Origin of the sequence: Alcanivorax sp. IL3 (genome assembly GCF_047495465.1) — a bacterium.
GTDB lineage: Bacteria > Pseudomonadota > Gammaproteobacteria > Pseudomonadales > Alcanivoracaceae > Alcanivorax > Alcanivorax jadensis.
In genome coordinates, this window is sequence record NZ_CP179931.1 from 710,587 (window position 1) to 726,987 (window position 16,401).

Sequence of the window (16,401 nt, forward strand, 5' to 3'; positions counted from 1 at the left end):
AAAAAGGGCCACCCCAATGGGGCGGCCCTTTCTTTTTGCTGTTTGGTGGAGCCGGCGGGAATCGAACCCGCGTCCGTCAGCAATCCATCTGCAGATCTACATGCTTAGCCAAGTTTATTGATTTAAGCCTTCACAACCCAACTGGCAGGACGTGAAAGCCGGGCCCCTAAGAGTTTTAACAGCGCCATCCGGGGCGGACTTTGCTGCGAGCCTGTGTTGCGATGCTCGCCGCTCTTCCCCACAGGCAGGGTCGATTGGCGATAAGCAGGGTTTAAGCTGCTAGTGCGTAAGAATCGTCGTTAGCGATTGCTTTAATGTGCCACAAATGATTTACGAGACTCGTGACCTTCTCGGCATGCACCACAGAATTCAGTACCGGCGTCGAATCCAGGTCGGCCCCTGTGATGGGTTCATTGTAGGTGATGGGGGCAGGGAAGTCGATTCACAAGTGGGGCCGGGGCTGTTCCGGATCGGACATGTTGTGGGGGTAAACGCCATGAATCATGTTCTAAATGTAACCAGATTGTGAAAAGTGTTACTTTAATACCCGAATGCTGTCTGACAATCAGACCCGGAATACTTGTTTTGTCATTTTTCAAGCGCACTATACAGGTGTCATCACGGCACTGTGTCATTGTCCGATGGTGAGGTTGAGCGAGTGATGCTCAGGTAGCCACAAGCCACCATGGAACATCCAGCTCGAAATTGTGTATCACACAATGGCTTTACAGCGAGCCTTGAAATAGACGTTATATAAAGGCCGCTGATCAAAGCATTGTCGTTCATTAAAGGAGAAAGTCGATGAACACGATCTTTCGGTCAGCAGGGCAAGTTTCCGAGAAGGCACTGTCGCCTTTGAAGGCTCAGCCGCTGCTCTACAGAGCGTTGCAACTGGTATTCGCGCTGGCTGCGTATGCAGGTGGTGTGTACCTGGTGGATATGGCGACTCCGGAGGCACGTCTTCCGGTGATTCTGTTCGCCGTTTACTTCCTGCCTGCGGTGCTGCGCGCCTGGCTGCAGTTTTACTGGCAGCTGCGCGGCGACAGCCGGGCTCAGGACGTGAACACCCATCAGTCGGTGTAGCGCCAACCGGTACAGTCTGAAGACAGTGTCACGCGTGCAGGGGGCGGCCCGTTAACCCGGGTTAGCTGCCCTGCCGCATCAGACGCTGCTTCTGACGGTTCCAGTCGCGCTCCTTCTCAGTAGCGCGCTTATCAAACTTCTGCTTACCCTTGGCCAGGGCGATATCGCACTTGGCGAACCCTTTCTTCCAGTACAGGCTCACCGGTACGCAGGTGTAGCCCTCTTTCTGTACGCCACCAAAGATACGTCCCAGTTCGCTGCGATGCAGCAGCAGCTTGCGTGTGCGCACCGGATCCGGGTTGACGTGGGTACTGGCGGCGATCAGGGGCTCGAAGCGAGCACCGAACAGAAAGGCTTCCCCATCCTTGAGCAGGACGTAGGCCTCGGTCAGGTTGCCTTTACCGGCACGCAGTGACTTCGCCTCCCAGCCTTCCAGGACCAGGCCGGCTTCGAAGTGCTCTTCCAGATGATATTCGTGGCGTGCCTTGCGGTTTTGCGCAATGGTGGCCGACGGCGCTTTGGCTTTTTTCTTGGCGTTTCCCATAGGCGAACGATTATAGAGCATGCGTTTCGCGGCTGACAGGGCTTTGTCTGTCAGGACGACGGTGAGTTGTGCATTGGGCTTACTTGAGCCGCCCAGTTAAAAAAAAGACAATAGCGCCACGCTAACGAGGGTAATCCTGTTATGAAGCAAGAGATCAAGCCGGTCCATGGCATGTGGGCCAGCCGTTGGGTGTTTATTCTGGCGGCGACCGGGTCGGCCGTGGGGCTGGGTAACATCTGGCGTTTCCCGTATATCACCGGCGAGAACGGCGGTGGTGCCTTTGTGTTGCTGTACCTGCTGTGTATTGCGGTGGTGGGCATTCCCATCATGGCGGCAGAGGTGATGCTGGGCCGCAAGGGTGGGCTGAGCCCGATCAATTCCATGCGCAAGGTGGCGGCGGACAGCAAGGTGACCCAGCGTTGGGCGGGCATCGGCTATCTGGGCGCGCTGTCGGCGTTTCTGATTCTGTCGTTTTACTCGGCAGTGGCCAGCTGGGCGTTGTATTACGCCTGGGAGGCGGTGCGCGGCGTTTTTGAAGGTATTACCGCGACCCAGTCGGAAGCCCATTTCAACGATATGCTGGCCAACCCCGGATTGCTGCTGGGTTACCACACGCTCTTTATGGTGCTGACCATGGTGGTGGTGGCCCGGGGCGTGAAAGGCGGACTGGAAAAGGCGGTGCAGATTCTGATGCCGCTGTTGTTCGTGCTGCTGCTGGTATTGGTGGGTTATGCGGCGACCACGCCGGGTTTCAAGGAGGGGATTAGCTTCCTGTTTGCCTTTGATTTCTCCAAGTTGACCGGCAAGGCAATCATCGTGGCCGTGGGGCAGGCCTTCTTTACCCTGAGTCTGGGCATGGGCGCGATCATGGCCTACGGGGCGTATATGCCCAAAACGGTGAAGGACAAGAAGACCGGGCGCAGCCGACCGGTGTCGATCATGTCGACCGTAGCGATCATTGCGCTGCTCGATACCCTGGTGGCACTGGGCGCCGGTGTGGCCATGTTCCCGCTGTTGTTCTCAAACGGCCTGGAAGTGAGCCAGGGCCCGGGGATGATGTTTGTGACCCTGCCGCTGGCCTTCGGTCAGATGCCGGGTGGTCTGTTGTTTGGTTCCCTGTTCTTCGTGCTGGTGGTATGTGCCGCCTGGAGCTCGTCCATCAGTCTCGGCGAGCCGGTGGTGGCCTGGCTGGTAGAGCGGGGCTTGAAGCGCCCGATGGCGGCACTGGTGGTGGGCCTGGGGGCCTGGCTACTGGGTGTGGGCTCGGTGCTGTCCTTTAACGTATGGAAGGATCACACCTTCCTGGTGGGGACTTTCTTCGACAATATGGAATTCCTGTCCACCACGGTAATGTTGCCCCTGGGCGGGCTGCTGATTGCTATCTTTGCGGGCTGGGTGATGAAGGAAACCCAGGCGCGCAAGGAACTGGCCATGCAGAACTTCAAGCTCTATCTGGTATGGCGGGCATTGGTGCGGATTTTTTCACCGGTGGCGGTGATTGCGCTGTTTGTCTATTCCATCTGGGCGACCTTCGCCCCAGAAGAGGAGGCTCAGGCTGCAGAGGCGCTGGCTCAGGAACAGGTGGATGCGGTTACCAGCGAGGCGCCGGCGCAGCAGGATACTGCCGCGCCGCTGCCGCAAGAGGGTGGCACTAAGGTGCCCGTGGAGCAGGAGTCCCCTTGATGGCCGGTGATGCGCGTATTCATGTGGAAGTGACCTATGCGCTGCCGGACAAGCAGCGTCTGATCGGCCTGGATGTACCGGAAGGTACTACCATGCTGGAGGCGGCAAAGCTGTCCGGTATCGAAGAGCAGTTCGAAGGGCTGGTGCTGGACAAGGCGCCCATGGGGATTTTCGGCAAGGTGGTGGCCAATCCGGCCGGCCAGGTGCTGAAGCCCGGCGAGCGGGTGGAGATCTACCGCCCGCTGCAGGCGGACCCGAAGCTCAATCGCAAGAAGCGGGCGGCAGAAAAGGCCCGCTGATGGTGCGGATCAGGCTGCTGGTTGGCCTGGGTCGGTCGGTTCCTGAGGCAGCGTTTCCGGATCTGGCGCCGATTGCTGGGTAGCAGGGGCTGGCTCGGGGGTGGTTTCTTCCTGCTTGCGTTGGTCCAGTTTGCGCTGCAATTCGCGGTCTTGCTGCGAGCTGGTTTTCTTGCGGAAGTCCTCGATCACTTCGCCTTCATGGCGGCTGTAGCTGCCATTTTCGAAGTGCAGCACAATCTGCTGACTGACGTTGTCGCCCTTGCCGGGGCGGTAGGTCATCAGATAAAACCATTTGTCAGGGGTGAACGGGTCCACCAGAGTGGGGGCCCCAAGCACGTAGCGAACCTGCTCCGGGCTCATGCCGGGCTGGAGCTCGCCGAGCATTTCCTCGGTGACGAAGTTGCCCTGCGGAATATCGATCCGGTAGACGCCGGGAAAGCGCAAGGAGCTGCAGCCAGTGGTGGCGAGCAGGGCTGTCAGACTGAGGACGGCTAGAATTCGTGGCATGGTTTTTCGACTTCACTAAGTGTTCGGGCGATAATACAGACTTGCAGTAGCGGTACAAGTTTCCCGCTTTTTTCATATCGCCCTGAAACGGTGACTTCAGCGTGGATGCATGGCGTAGGGATTGGTTGCCACAGAGGGTTTTCTGAAGGGGGTCGTATCAGGGATGCGATCGACTGAAAAAAATCCTCTGTGGCGGCAAAGACTTGCATCAGGCGCCTCAGTGAAGTCACGAATTCAGGGGCATCGCCACCTTTTGGCAAATTGGAGCATACGCATTGGATAATCAGGATCTCAGAAAAGCGGGCCTTAAAGTGACCCTGCCGCGGGTGAAAATCCTGCAGCAACTGGAGAAGTCTGAAGAGCGCCACCTGAGCGCCGAAGACATCTACAAGTCGCTGATGGACGCCGGCGAGGATGTGGGGCTGGCCACCGTTTACCGTGTGCTGACTCAGTTCGAGCAGGCGGGCATGGTGCTGCGCCACAACTTCGAGGGTGGCTCTGCCGTTTTCGAGCTGGCAGACGAGGACCATCATGACCATATGGTGTGCATGGAAACCGGCCAGGTGATCGAGTTCATGGATGATGTGATCGAGAAGCGCCAGCACGCCATTGCCGAGGAGCACGGCTACGAAATCATGGACCACTCGCTGGTGCTGTATGTCAAGCCGAAGAAGTAGCGAGGAGGCTGCTTTACATCGCACGCGGGTGTGTCCTGCGTGTGACACGCGGCTGCCCCTCTCTCCTGGTTAGCTCCGTTGGAGCCATGCTTGCATGGCGAAAGCCCCTCGGCGGGCCCGGCGCGGTGATCGGGGCCCTTCGCTTTGCGAGCAAAGCTCCAACGGGGTGCACTCTTTTCGTCAGTCAGTGCGCGAAGGGCCTACAGGGCTGCTGTTAACTATTCACTATTAACTGTTCACTGCCTTCCTACGCTGCCTGGGCCTTGCTCAGCATCTCTCTGGCATGAGTACGGGTGGATTCGGTGATCTCCACACCGCCCAGCATGCGCGCCAACTCTTCAATTCTTGCGTTGTCATCCAGGCCCTGAATGCGGGTGTGGGTGGTGTCGTCGCCCTGAATCTTGTGTACCTGCCAGTGTTGGTGTCCTTGGCTGGCCACCTGGGGCTGGTGGGTGATACACAGCACTTGGGCGTGGCTGCCCAGTTCGCGTAGCAGTCGGCCGACGATCTCGGCCACGCCACCACCGACACCCACGTCAACTTCATCGAATACCAGACTCGGTACCGTCAGGTTGCGGGCGCAAATAACCTGGATAGCCAGGCTTACCCGTGACAGTTCGCCGCCGGAAGCCACCTTGCCAAGGGCTTTGAGGGGCTGGCCGGGGTTGGCAGAAAACAGAAATTCCACGTCTTCCAGGCCGTCGGCGCCGGGGGCACACTCGCCCAACTGGGCTTCCAGTTTGGCGGCTTTCATGCTCAACGCGGTGAGCTGTTTCTGTACCTGCTGGGTGAGGTTCTTGGCGGCACTGCGGCGGGCCTTGCTGAGCTGGCGGGCGCTGTCCATGTATTGCTGCTGGGCCGCGGCTTCCTGCTCGGACAGGGCGTGCAAGTGGGCATCCACATTGCCCAGGGCGTCGGACTCCGCCAGCAGTTGGCGGTGGTGCTCCACCAGTTCTTCCGGGCGGATGCGGTGCTTGCGGGCCAGGGTGTAGCTCTGGCTCAGCCGCTCTTCCACCTGGGCCAGGCGCTCCGGGTCCAGGTCCAGCCGTTCCAGGTAATGGCGCAGGTCATCGGCGGCGGCTTCTACCTGCAGGCGGGCGGATTCCACGGTGTCGGCGATGGTGGCCAGCCCTTCATCCTGGTTGCGAGCCTCGTCCAGCCAGTGGCTGACCTGGCTGAGATGATCGTTGCAGGTGCCGTCATCGCCTTCATAAAGGGCGTTGAGAGACTGCTGGCAGGTGCGAATCAGGCTTTCCGCGTTGCCCAGACGCTGCTGTTCCTGCTCCAGCTGTTCCAGTTCGCCGTCCTGCAGGGCCAAGGCGTCCAGCTCTTCCAGCTGGAAACGCAGCAGCTCTTCTTTTTCGTTTTGCTCGCGGGCCTGATTCAGGGCGTCGTCGTGGGCGCGGCGGGCCTTTTGCCAGTGGCGCCAGTGTTCGCGCACGGTGTTGGCCAGATCGCGGGCGTCGGCAAAGTTGTCGAGCAGCTGCCGATGGGCTTCTTTCTTCATCAGAGCCTGGTGTTCGTGTTGGCTGTGGATGCTGATCAGTCGCTCACCCAGCTCTCGCACTTCCGCCAGCGGGGTGGGGGTGCCGTTTACATAGGCCCGGGAGCGACCATCGGCACGCACGGTGCGGCGCAGCAGGCACTGGTCATCATCATCCAGCTCCCGATCGGCCAGCCACTGGCGGGCGGCCGGGTTGTCGCTGACATCAAAGGTGGCGAGCACTTCCGCCCGGTCGTGGCCGTGGCGGACAATGCTGGAGTCGGCCCGGTCGCCCAGGGTCAGGCCCAGGGCATCGATGATCACGGACTTGCCTGCCCCGGTTTCCCCGCTGATCGCGGTGAGGCCGTTTTCCGGCTCCAGTTCCAACTGGTCCACGGTGGCAAAGTGACGAACGCTCAGATGGGTCAGCATGGTATCTCTCCGAAACGGGCGAGTCAGTGTGACGATTAGCGGGTGGCAGGGACCTGTATCACCTGGGTGCCAGCCAGCAGATCGTGCAGGCAGCGGCGATCACTGCGGAAAATCAGCAGCGGATCGACCAGCATGACCAGGTTGATGCCGGGCACCTGTGCCAGCACATGGAACAGTAGATAGCGCAGGCCGTAGAGTTTGCCGGGGGGTACGTCCAGCTGCTCCATGCCGATGATTTTCATGCCCAGCAGCCACTTGCCGATGGTCTGCTGGCGGTTGAACAGCAGCCAGCCCTGCAGGGCCAGGAATATCACTTCACCGACAATGAACCAGACCAGGGTGGCGGTCAGGTCGAGTGCGCCATTGTTGGCCATCATGTCCGCCCAGGTGCCGGAAAAGAACACGATAGGGCCGATAATGGCGAGCTGGACCAGGCCGTCGATCAGGGCGCCGAAAAAGCGGTACCAGCGGCTGGCAAGCTCCGGGTTGTCCGGGGTCGGGCGATTCTGCATGTCGGCGGCGGGGCTCTGGTAGGGGTTGTTGCTGTCGGTCATGGTGACGTCCTTGTTACGATAACTGTTCTTTTGGGCAGTGTTTCTAATCTTAGGGGATTCCGGGCGCCAGTGTAAGCCCCCGATAAACTCCGAACGAGAAGGCTGTGTACCTGAATCCGTGGCTTCATCGCGGCGCCTGACGCAAGCCTTTGCCGCCACAGAACATTTTCTTCAGTCGATCGTATTGCCTGATACGACGCTTGTTCAGAAAATTCCCTGTGACAACAAATTCTTACGCCATGCATCCATGCTGAAGTCACGGATTCAGGTATATAATGTCCCACTGGTTTTCTGGTACATATACCGCTATGACGAAGCTGGATCTGAACGAACGCAAACAACGATTGCTGATGGCGCTGGTAGAGCGCCATATCCGCGATGGTCAACCGGTGGGGTCCAAGACCCTGGCTTCCGGCAGTGGGCTCACCGTCAGCCCGGCCACCATCCGCAATATCATGGCGGAGCTGGAAGATCTCGGTGTACTGACCAGCCCCCATACCTCCGCCGGGCGGGTGCCCACGGAGCTGGGTTACCGGCTGTATGTGGACTCCCTGCTGGCGTCCAGTGTCATGGAGCGCCCGGGCAACCGCTCCCTGAAAAAGGAACTGGGTCAGTTGCTGGCGCCGGAGCAGTCGCCCCAGGAGCTGATTGCCCAGGCATCGCGAACCCTGGCGGAGCTGACCCGCATGGCCGGGCTGGTGGCGGTGCCGCGCCGGGAGGTGACGACTCTGAGGCAGGTGGAATTCTTGCCGTTATCGGGCAAGCGAGTGCTGGTGGTACTGGTGGTCAACCGCTCCGAGGTGCAGAACCGCATCATTCATACCGACCGGGATTACGATGAGGTGGAGCTGCGTCAGGCGGCCAACTACATCAATCACACCTATGCGGGCTGTGATCTGAACAGTATCTGCGACGGGCTGCTTAACACCATGAATGCGGATCGAGCACAGATGGATGTGCTGATGCAGACGGCGGTTGCCGTGGCCGGCAAGGCATTGCGCACGGAGCAGGAGGATTCGGATTATGTGGTGTCCGGTGAGTCCAACCTGCTGCAGTCCGCAGAAGCCGACAATATCGGTCAGTTGCGCAATCTGTTCGATGCCTTCAGCCACAAGCGCGACATCCTGCACCTGCTGGAGCGCTCCATGAAGGCGGACGGGGTGCAGATCTTTATTGGCCGGGAATCCGGCTTCCAGCCGTTCGAGGATTACTCGCTGATCTCGGCCCCCTACCGGGCAGACAATGGTCCGGTGGGCGTCCTCGCCGTGGTCGGTCCCACTCGTATGGACTACGAAAAGGTCATCCCCACCGTGGATATCACCGCCAAAATCCTCTCGGCGGCCCTAACCCAGCTATAAACCGAATTGATAGTTGATAATGGATAATTGATAACGGCGCGGCCCCGGCTTTATTGATTTCAGGGGGTAAAGGGCGCGAGAGGGCCATGGGCGCGGCTTCCAGGATGCCTATGGCACCAGATCATCCCGCGCGCTATCAATTATCCATTATCAATTGTCCATTGCCCCTCTCCCCCCTTGAATCCTCGCCATCCGCTCCCATATATTTGCCCGCTTTCCTGGAAAAGCCCGGATTGGGATGTGGAGTAGAGAATGAGTGATCAGGAAAAAGACCCTAAAAACGCCGAGCCGCAGGTAGAGACTGCCGAAGAGCAGCAGGCGGCGAAGGAGGCTGAGGCGGCCCAGGCTGATGCCGGGCAGGCAGAGCCTTCCGCGCAAGAAGAGCCTTCTGTGGAAGAAAAGCTGGCTGAGGCGGACGCCGAGCTGGCCAAGGTCAAGAAAGCCCTGAGTGAGGCGGATATCCGCGCTCAGGCGGAAATCCAGAATGTGCGCAAGCGCGCGGAGCGCGACGTGCAGCACGCCCGCAAGTTCGCCCTGGAGAAGTTTGCTGGCGATCTGCTGAGCGTGGCGGACAACCTGGAGCGCGGCCTGGCCGCTCTGGATGCTAACGACGACGCCCTGCAGGGTGCCCGTGAAGGTATCGAGCTGACCCTCAAGTCGCTGCTCGATGCGTTTGCCAAGTACAACCTGGAGCAGATCAGCCCGTCTGACGAGCCGTTCAACCCGGAATTGCACGAGGCCATGACCATGGTGCCGGTGCCCAATGTGGAGCCCAACACCGTGATCGACGTGTTGGAGAAGGGCTACCAGCTGAATGGTCGCCTGATCCGCCCGGCCCGCGTCATCGTCAGCAAGGCGGCTGAGTAAAAAGCGGTACTGGCCCCTTGAAACGGCGCGCAGCAGCGCCATATAGATGCCAGACGAATTAACAATTCAACTGCCTGGGTCGCCGAAAGGGGCCCGGCTGGTGTGAAGGAGAACGAGAGATATGGGTAAGATTATCGGTATCGACCTGGGTACGACCAACAGCTGTGTGGCCGTGCTGGAAGGTGATAAAGCCAAGGTTATTGAAAACGCTGAAGGCGCGCGCACTACGCCGTCCATCATCGCCTACACCGACGACAAGGAAACCCTGGTCGGTCAGTCTGCCAAGCGTCAGGCGGTGACCAACCCGGAAAACACCCTGTACGCGGTTAAGCGCCTGATCGGCCGTCGTTTTGACGACAGCGTCGTTCAGAAAGACATCAAGATGGTCCCTTACAAAATCACCAAGGCCGACAATGGCGACGCCTGGGTGGAAGTGAAGGGCGAGAAAATGGCGCCGCCGCAGATCTCTGCGCAGGTGCTGAAGAAAATGAAGAAGACCGCGGAAGATTACCTGGGCGAGGCCGTTACCGAGGCCGTGATCACCGTGCCCGCGTACTTCAACGATTCCCAGCGTCAGGCCACCAAGGATGCCGGTCGCATCGCCGGTCTGGACGTGAAGCGCATTATCAACGAGCCGACCGCGGCGGCCCTGGCCTATGGCCTGGACAAGAAAGGCGGCGACCGCACTATCGCGGTTTACGACCTGGGTGGCGGTACCTTCGACATCTCCATCATCGAGATTGCCGAAGTGGATGGTGAGCACCAGTTTGAAGTGCTGGCCACCAACGGTGACACCTTCCTGGGTGGTGAAGATTTCGACTTGGCGCTGATCAACTTCCTGGCAGATCAGTTCAAGGCAGATTCCGGCATCGACCTGGGCGGCGATCCGCTGGCCATGCAGCGTCTGAAAGAAGCGGCCGAGAAAGCCAAGATCGAGCTGTCCTCCGCCGAGCAGACCGAAGTGAACCTGCCGTACATCACTGCAGACAGCACCGGCCCCAAGCACCTGGTGGTGAAAGTGACCCGTGCCAAGCTGGAATCCCTGGTGGGTGATCTGGTTAGCCGCTCCCTGGAGCCGTGCAAGACTGCACTGACTGATGCGGGCGTAAAAACCGCCGATATCACTGATGTGATTCTGGTGGGTGGTCAGACCCGTATGCCGATGGTGCAGAAGAAAGTCACTGAGTTCTTCGGCAAAGAGCCGCGCAAGGACGTGAACCCGGATGAAGCGGTTGCCATGGGCGCTGCCATTCAGGGTGCGGTACTGAGCGGTGATGTCACCGACGTACTGCTGCTGGACGTGACCCCGCTGACCCTGGGTATTGAAACCATGGGTGGCGTGATGACGCCGCTGATCGAGAAAAACACCACGATTCCGACCAACGCGTCGCAGGTGTTCTCCACGGCGGATGACAACCAGACCGCAGTGACCGTGCATGTACTGCAGGGTGAGCGTAAGCAGGCGGCTCAGAACAAGTCGCTGGGCCAGTTCAACCTGGAAGACATTCCACCGGCCCCGCGCGGTATGCCGCAGATCGAAGTGACCTTCGACATCGACGCCAACGGTATTCTGCACGTGGGCGCGAAAGACAAGGCCACCGGCAAAGAGCAGACCATCCAGATTAAAGCCTCCTCCGGTCTGTCCGACGAGGAAGTGGAACAGATGGTGCAGGACGCCGAAGCTCACGCGGACGAAGACAAGAAGTTCGAAGAGCTGGTGCAGACCCGCAACCAGGCGGATCACTTGGTGCACGCCACCAAGAAGACCCTGGAAGAAGCCGGTGACAAGGCCACCGACGAAGAGAAGCAAGCCATCACCAAGGCCGCTGACGAGCTGGAAGAAGCCGCCAAGGGCAGCGACAAGGACGACATCGACGCCAAGATCAAGGCGCTGTCTGAAGTGTCTGCGCCGTTGGCCGAGAAGCTCTACGCCGAACAGGCGCAACAGGCTGAAGGCGCGGCTGATGCCGGCGCGGGTGCCGAGCAGCAGAAAGCGTCCGGTGATGACGTAGTCGACGCCGAGTTTGAAGAGGTGGACGACGACAAGAAGAAGTAAATCGTCGGACATCCCGGTGCCGCGCTAAGGCGCGGTAGCCGGGAGATCCGCGCAACTTCTTTATTGCCGGCGCCTTGCCGGCGTTTTTGTGTGACGGGACTGATTCAAAAAGGCCCACTATGTCCAAGCGTGATTATTACGAAGTGCTGGGAGCATCAAAAGATGCCAGCCAGCAGGATCTGAAAAAGGCCTATCGGCGCCTTGCCATGAAATACCATCCGGATCGCAATCCGGATGACCAGGAAGCCTTGGCCAAGTTCAAGGAAGCCAAGGAAGCCTACGAAGTGCTCTCCGATGAGCAGAAGCGTGCTGCCTACGACCAGTTCGGCCATGCCGGCGTAGATGGTCAGGCGGGCGGCGGCGGAGCCGGTGGCTTCGGCGGTGGCGGTTTTGGTGACATCTTCGGCGATATTTTCGGCGATATCTTTGGTGGCGGCGGTGGTGGTCGCCGTGGGCCGGCCCGCGGTGCCGACCTGCGTTATACCCTGGAGCTGTCTCTTGAGCAGGCCGTGCGTGGCTGCGACGAGAAAATCCGCGTGCCCACCTGGGATAGCTGTGAAGTCTGCCATGGCAGTGGTGCCAAGGAAGGCTCTCAGCCGGTGGCCTGTAACACCTGTGGCGGCATGGGCCAGGTGCGCATGCAGCAAGGTTTCTTCACCGTGCAGCAGGCCTGTCCTACCTGTAAGGGCGAAGGACGTGTCATCAAGGATCCCTGCACCAGTTGTGGTGGTCAGGGCCGGGTGCAAAACACCAAGACCCTGTCGGTGAAAATCCCGCCGGGTGTGGATACCGGTGACCGCATCCGCCTGGCCGGCGAAGGCGAAGCGGGTATGCATGGCGCCCCCGCCGGCGACCTGTATGTGCAGGTGGCGGTGCGCGAGCACGACATCTTCCAGCGTGATGGCGCCAACCTGTTCTGCGAAGTGCCGATCAGTTTTGTCGATGCCAGCCTGGGCGGCGAGCTCGATGTGCCGACCCTGAATGGCAAGGTGAAACTGAAAGTGCCCGCGGAAACCCAGAGCGGCAAACTGTTCCGCTTGCGCGGCAAGGGGGTAACCCCGGTACGCGGTGGCGGTCCGGGTGATCTGCTCTGCAAGGTGGTGATCGAAACGCCGGTGAAACTGTCCGGTGAACAGAAAGACTTGCTGCGTAAATTCCAGGAGTCCCTGGAAAGCGGTGGCAATCGTCACAACCCGCGCAAGAGCAGCTGGTTTGAAGGGGTGAAGCGTTTCTTCGACGCTAAATAACCTCTGAGCCCAGCGTCATCCAAAGAAGCCCGGTGCATATTGCCCGGGCTTTTTTGTGTTTATCAGCCGATAGTCTGAAATTTGGCCACTGGCGTTGCCGCTTTAACATCGTCTGCGATATTGTGCATAAAAACAACAATAACAGAGGTAATCATGACCACGCGGCGACTGGCAGGGATGCTGGGGGGTATGTTGTGTTGTCTTCCCCTTTCTTTATATGCGGGGCCTGTGGATCAGGCTCACGAGCGGGCACGTGCCACTTTTGCCCAGAAGGCGCCGTTGGAGCTGGATGCGCAGGTGCTGGACACGCCCTGGGTGCCGGCGCCGTTTGAGGCGTCTTCCTATACCTACACCTATGATGACATTCGCCAGTCCTGGCCCGACTTTATGCGGGGCCTGCGGATACCGTTTCCGTCGCCGGACTATCTGGAGGCGCGCTATCAGCGTTTCCCTTCCCTTTATCGTGATCTGCATTACCAGGATGAGAATTGGGAGCAGCACAGCCGTAATGTGCTGGAGGTGTGGCAGGCCTTTTTCCGTGGGGACTTCCGCCATGCCCGTGAGCTTGGCAAGCGCTATGGCGGCTATGCCCGGGTGCCGGGGCTGGTAGCGCAGATTATTTATGCCACTTATCTGGCGCCGAGCCACACTCAAAAGCAGCAGCTGCTGCAGGAGGCCATTAACGAGATGGCCTGGTTTGGTGAGCAGGTGTCAATTCTGCCGAGCGAGAAGGGCCTGACGGCGGATTACTGCATGCTGCGTCTCGGCTTTGGCTATGCGGTGGCGCGCTTGGCGGAGGATGAGTCGGTGCCGGCCACCCTGCAACGCAACTATGCGGCCATGGTGATTAATGCGGCCACCGAGATTCTGGCGGTGGAGCCGGAGCATCCGTTAGCGCTGTCACTGAGCGCGGCCTTTGAGGCCAATGTGCTGCGCCGGGTGGGCAAGGCGGCGGGCAGGCTGACCCTGGCGGCAGACAGTGAGGATGCCACGCAGCCTTTTGAGGCATCGCTGGTGGCGGTGCCGGATCTGGCGATTGTTCGCTATGAGTACGCCAACAGTCTGCTTTATACCCATCAGGATGCGTCGGCGGATCAGGCGCTGGCGCAATTGCAGGCGGCTGCCGACATGCCGGCGCGCTTTGCCATGGAGTGGCTGGACCGGGCCTATGCCCGCAAGCGGTTGCAGGAAGTGCAGGCCTGGCGTGACAGTGGCATGAGTTTCAAGCGCTTTGACCGCAAGCGGCGCAAGTTCATGCGTAAGGAGAACATCAATCTCTACGCGGTGACCCGGCCGCCCTTTCTGGTAGACTAGCGGCCTTCAATCGTTTTGCCGTGGTGGTGCTCAAAGAGCGCCTGCCACGGTGCCATTTCCAAGGAAGTAGCATGAAAGTAGGCATTATCGGTGCGGCCGGTCGTATGGGCCGGATTCTGATCGAGGCCACTCTGGCCAACCCGGATACCACCCTGGCAGCGGCGGTGGATGTGCCCGGTTCCAGCCTGATCGGTGCCGATGCCGGTGAGCTGGTGGGTCAGGGTGTCAGTGGTGTGATGCTGGCGGATGACCTGGGCAAGGTGGTCAAGGATGCCGATGTGTTTATCGATTTCACTGTGCCGGAAGCCACCGCCCGCAATGTGGAGGTGTGCCGCGCTGCGGGGACCAAGCTGGTGATCGGTACGACCGGACTGGATGACGACCAGAAGGCCGCCCTGCGGACCGCCAGCGAAGATATTGCTATCTGTTTTGCGCCCAACTACTCCATCGGCGTGAATCTGTGCTTCAAACTGCTGGAAACCGCCGCTCGGGTGATGGCGGAAGAGGCCGATATCGAGGTGATTGAAGCCCATCACCGTCACAAGATCGATGCGCCGTCCGGCACCGCCCTGCGTATGGGGGAAGTGGTGGCTCAGACCCTGGGGCGCGACCTGAACGAATGCGCCGTCTACGGGCGTGAGGGCCGTACCGGTGAGCGTGATCGCCAGACCATCGGCTTCGAGACCATTCGCGCCGGGGATATTGTCGGGGATCACACCGTTATGTTTGCCGCAGACGGCGAGCGGGTGGAAATCACCCACAAGGCTTCCAGCCGTATGGCCTTTGGTCGCGGGGCAGTGCGGGCTGCGGCCTGGCTGGCCGCCCACGACAAGGGATTGTTCGACATGCAGGATGTGCTTGGCCTGGCGGGTGAAAGCGCCGGCTGGGGCAAGGCCTGAAAAAGCCAGCGGTCGGTTGCACCGAGCAAAGGGTGACATTTGCCCGCTGAGGCCCTAAAATAGCGCGCAGCCCGTGATGGGCGTGCGGGGCACTGATGACGAATTTCATGAAAAAGCGAGGTGGAGCAATCCATCTCGCTTTTTTGCGAATGTGCCCTGCCGCATATCTCCCTATATTCTTACCAGCCTGGAGGTTGCGTTGACGGTTCCCGCCATTCTCGCTCTTGAAGACGGAAGCATCTTTCGGGGTGTTGCTATCGGTGCCACGGGTCAGACCGTGGGTGAAGTGGTGTTCAACACCGCTATGACCGGCTACCAGGAGATCCTGACGGATCCCTCCTACGCCAAACAGATTGTGACCCTGACCTATCCTCATATTGGTAACACCGGTGTGACGCCCGAGGACGAAGAGTCCGCCCAGATCTGGGCGTCCGGCCTGGTGATTCGCGATCTGGCCATGACGGTCAGTAACTGGCGTAGCCAGCAGTCCCTGCCGGACTACCTGCGCGATAACAATATCGTGGCCATTGCGGAGATCGATACCCGCCGCCTGACTCGCATCCTGCGCGACAAGGGTGCCCAGAACGGCTGCATCATTGCCGGCGATAACCTGGATGAGGCCAAGGCACTGGAAGCTGCCAAGGGCTTCCCGGGCCTGAAAGGCATGGATCTGGCGAAGGAAGTCACCGTCAGTGAAGCTTATAGCTGGACCGAGTCCACCTGGGATCTGGAGAAAGGTCACACTGAGGGCGTCGATAGCCGCTTCCATGTGGTGGCCTACGATTACGGCGTCAAGCGCAACATCCTACGCATGCTGGTCGAGCGTGGCTGCAAGCTCACGGTGGTGCCGGCGCAGACCCCGGCCGCCGACGTGCTGGCCATGAATCCCGATGGCATCTTCCTGTCCAACGGCCCGGGTGACCCGGAGCCCTGTGACTACGCCATCGAGGCCATCAAGGAAATCGTTGCCACCGGCAAGCCGGTGTTCGGTATCTGCCTGGGTCATCAGCTGCTGGCGCTGGCCAGCGGAGCGAAAACCATGAAGATGGGCACGGGCCACCACGGTGCCAACCACCCGGTGAAAACCCTGGCCGACGACACGGTGATGATTACCAGCCAGAACCATGGTTTTGCCGTGGATATGGATTCCCTGCCCGAGACTCTGAAGGTCACTCATGTGTCCCTCTTTGATGGCACTTTGCAGGGCATTCATCGCACCGATGTGCCGGCGTTCAGCTTCCAGGGTCACCCGGAAGCCAGCCCGGGTCCGCGAGACTGCGCGCCGCTGTTCGATCATTTCATCGAACTGATGGAAGCGAAGAGCCAACAGTAAGCCAGAGCCAGACCCGGCATCGCCGGGTCCCTGATGCAGCCATTTACGTCTGACGGTTAGTGAAC

Annotated in this window: 15 protein-coding genes and 1 other RNA gene; 11 read left to right on the forward strand and 5 right to left on the reverse strand. The window is 59.8% G+C overall.

Annotation, left to right across the window (positions count from 1 at the left end):
- Positions 1-43: 43 nt before the first annotated feature.
- Positions 44-400: a transfer-messenger RNA gene (gene ssrA, locus ACMG4M_RS03300) on the reverse strand.
- 401 nt (positions 401-801) lie between these two features.
- Between ssrA and ACMG4M_RS03305 the strand changes: the two genes are divergently transcribed.
- Complete coding sequence (locus ACMG4M_RS03305; RefSeq protein WP_035248390.1) at positions 802-1,083, forward strand: hypothetical protein; 282 nt, start codon at positions 802-804, stop codon at positions 1,081-1,083.
- Positions 1,084-1,144: 61 nt separating this feature from the next.
- On the opposite strand, the gene smpB is transcribed toward ACMG4M_RS03305, so the two are convergent.
- Positions 1,145-1,627, reverse strand: a complete 483-nt coding sequence (gene smpB / locus ACMG4M_RS03310; protein ID WP_035248392.1) for an SsrA-binding protein SmpB — start codon at positions 1,625-1,627, stop codon at positions 1,145-1,147.
- Between the two features lie 141 nt (positions 1,628-1,768).
- Here smpB and ACMG4M_RS03315 point away from each other — a divergent pair, with 141 nt between their 5' ends.
- Positions 1,769-3,310 carry a sodium-dependent transporter gene (locus tag ACMG4M_RS03315; protein ID WP_084573484.1) on the forward strand — a complete coding sequence of 514 codons (1,542 nt, stop codon included), beginning with the start codon at positions 1,769-1,771 and terminating at the stop codon, positions 3,308-3,310.
- Positions 3,310-3,609, forward strand: coding sequence for an RnfH family protein (locus ACMG4M_RS03320; protein WP_035248393.1), 300 nt, complete (start codon positions 3,310-3,312; stop codon positions 3,607-3,609). The genes ACMG4M_RS03315 and ACMG4M_RS03320 overlap by 1 nt, the downstream gene beginning before the upstream one ends.
- Before the next feature lie 9 nt (positions 3,610-3,618).
- On the opposite strand, the gene ACMG4M_RS03325 is transcribed toward ACMG4M_RS03320, so the two are convergent.
- Positions 3,619-4,116 (reverse strand): outer membrane protein assembly factor BamE, encoded by a 498-nt coding sequence (locus tag ACMG4M_RS03325; protein WP_084573485.1) that lies wholly within the window; start codon positions 4,114-4,116, stop codon positions 3,619-3,621.
- A 275-nt stretch (positions 4,117-4,391) separates the two neighbouring features.
- On the opposite strand from ACMG4M_RS03325, the gene fur reads away from it, so the two are divergent.
- The gene (gene fur / locus ACMG4M_RS03330) at positions 4,392-4,793 is read left to right on the forward strand and encodes a ferric iron uptake transcriptional regulator (RefSeq protein ID WP_035248394.1); all 402 of its coding nucleotides are present in this window, start codon (positions 4,392-4,394) and stop codon (positions 4,791-4,793) included.
- 247 nt (positions 4,794-5,040) lie between these two features.
- On the opposite strand, the gene recN is transcribed toward fur, so the two are convergent.
- Complete coding sequence (gene recN, locus ACMG4M_RS03335; RefSeq protein ID WP_272963388.1) at positions 5,041-6,708, reverse strand: DNA repair protein RecN; 1,668 nt, start codon at positions 6,706-6,708, stop codon at positions 5,041-5,043.
- Between the two features lie 35 nt (positions 6,709-6,743).
- Positions 6,744-7,262 (reverse strand): RDD family protein, encoded by a 519-nt coding sequence (locus tag ACMG4M_RS03340; RefSeq protein WP_272997975.1) that lies wholly within the window; start codon positions 7,260-7,262, stop codon positions 6,744-6,746.
- A gap of 308 nt (positions 7,263-7,570) precedes the next feature.
- On the opposite strand from ACMG4M_RS03340, the gene hrcA reads away from it, so the two are divergent.
- From hrcA to carA, 7 genes are all read left to right on the forward strand, one after another.
- Positions 7,571-8,620 (forward strand): heat-inducible transcriptional repressor HrcA, encoded by a 1,050-nt coding sequence (gene hrcA, locus ACMG4M_RS03345; RefSeq protein ID WP_272997977.1) that lies wholly within the window; start codon positions 7,571-7,573, stop codon positions 8,618-8,620.
- A gap of 252 nt (positions 8,621-8,872) precedes the next feature.
- Positions 8,873-9,487 (forward strand): nucleotide exchange factor GrpE, encoded by a 615-nt coding sequence (gene grpE / locus ACMG4M_RS03350; protein ID WP_272997978.1) that lies wholly within the window; start codon positions 8,873-8,875, stop codon positions 9,485-9,487.
- A 121-nt stretch (positions 9,488-9,608) separates the two neighbouring features.
- Positions 9,609-11,543, forward strand: a complete 1,935-nt coding sequence (gene dnaK / locus ACMG4M_RS03355; RefSeq protein ID WP_272997980.1) for a molecular chaperone DnaK — start codon at positions 9,609-9,611, stop codon at positions 11,541-11,543.
- A gap of 119 nt (positions 11,544-11,662) precedes the next feature.
- A complete protein-coding gene (gene dnaJ, locus ACMG4M_RS03360) occupies positions 11,663-12,790 on the forward strand; it encodes a molecular chaperone DnaJ (RefSeq protein ID WP_272963383.1) in 1,128 nt (375 codons plus the stop codon).
- 153 nt (positions 12,791-12,943) lie between these two features.
- Entirely contained in the window at positions 12,944-14,104 is a 1,161-nt protein-coding gene (locus tag ACMG4M_RS03365; RefSeq protein ID WP_232222086.1) for a hypothetical protein, read from the forward strand.
- A gap of 71 nt (positions 14,105-14,175) precedes the next feature.
- Entirely contained in the window at positions 14,176-15,003 is an 828-nt protein-coding gene (gene dapB / locus ACMG4M_RS03370; protein WP_272997982.1) for a 4-hydroxy-tetrahydrodipicolinate reductase, read from the forward strand.
- 199 nt (positions 15,004-15,202) lie between these two features.
- Entirely contained in the window at positions 15,203-16,336 is a 1,134-nt protein-coding gene (carA, locus tag ACMG4M_RS03375) for a glutamine-hydrolyzing carbamoyl-phosphate synthase small subunit (RefSeq protein ID WP_272997984.1), read from the forward strand.
- The last annotated feature ends 65 nt before the right edge of the window (positions 16,337-16,401 follow it).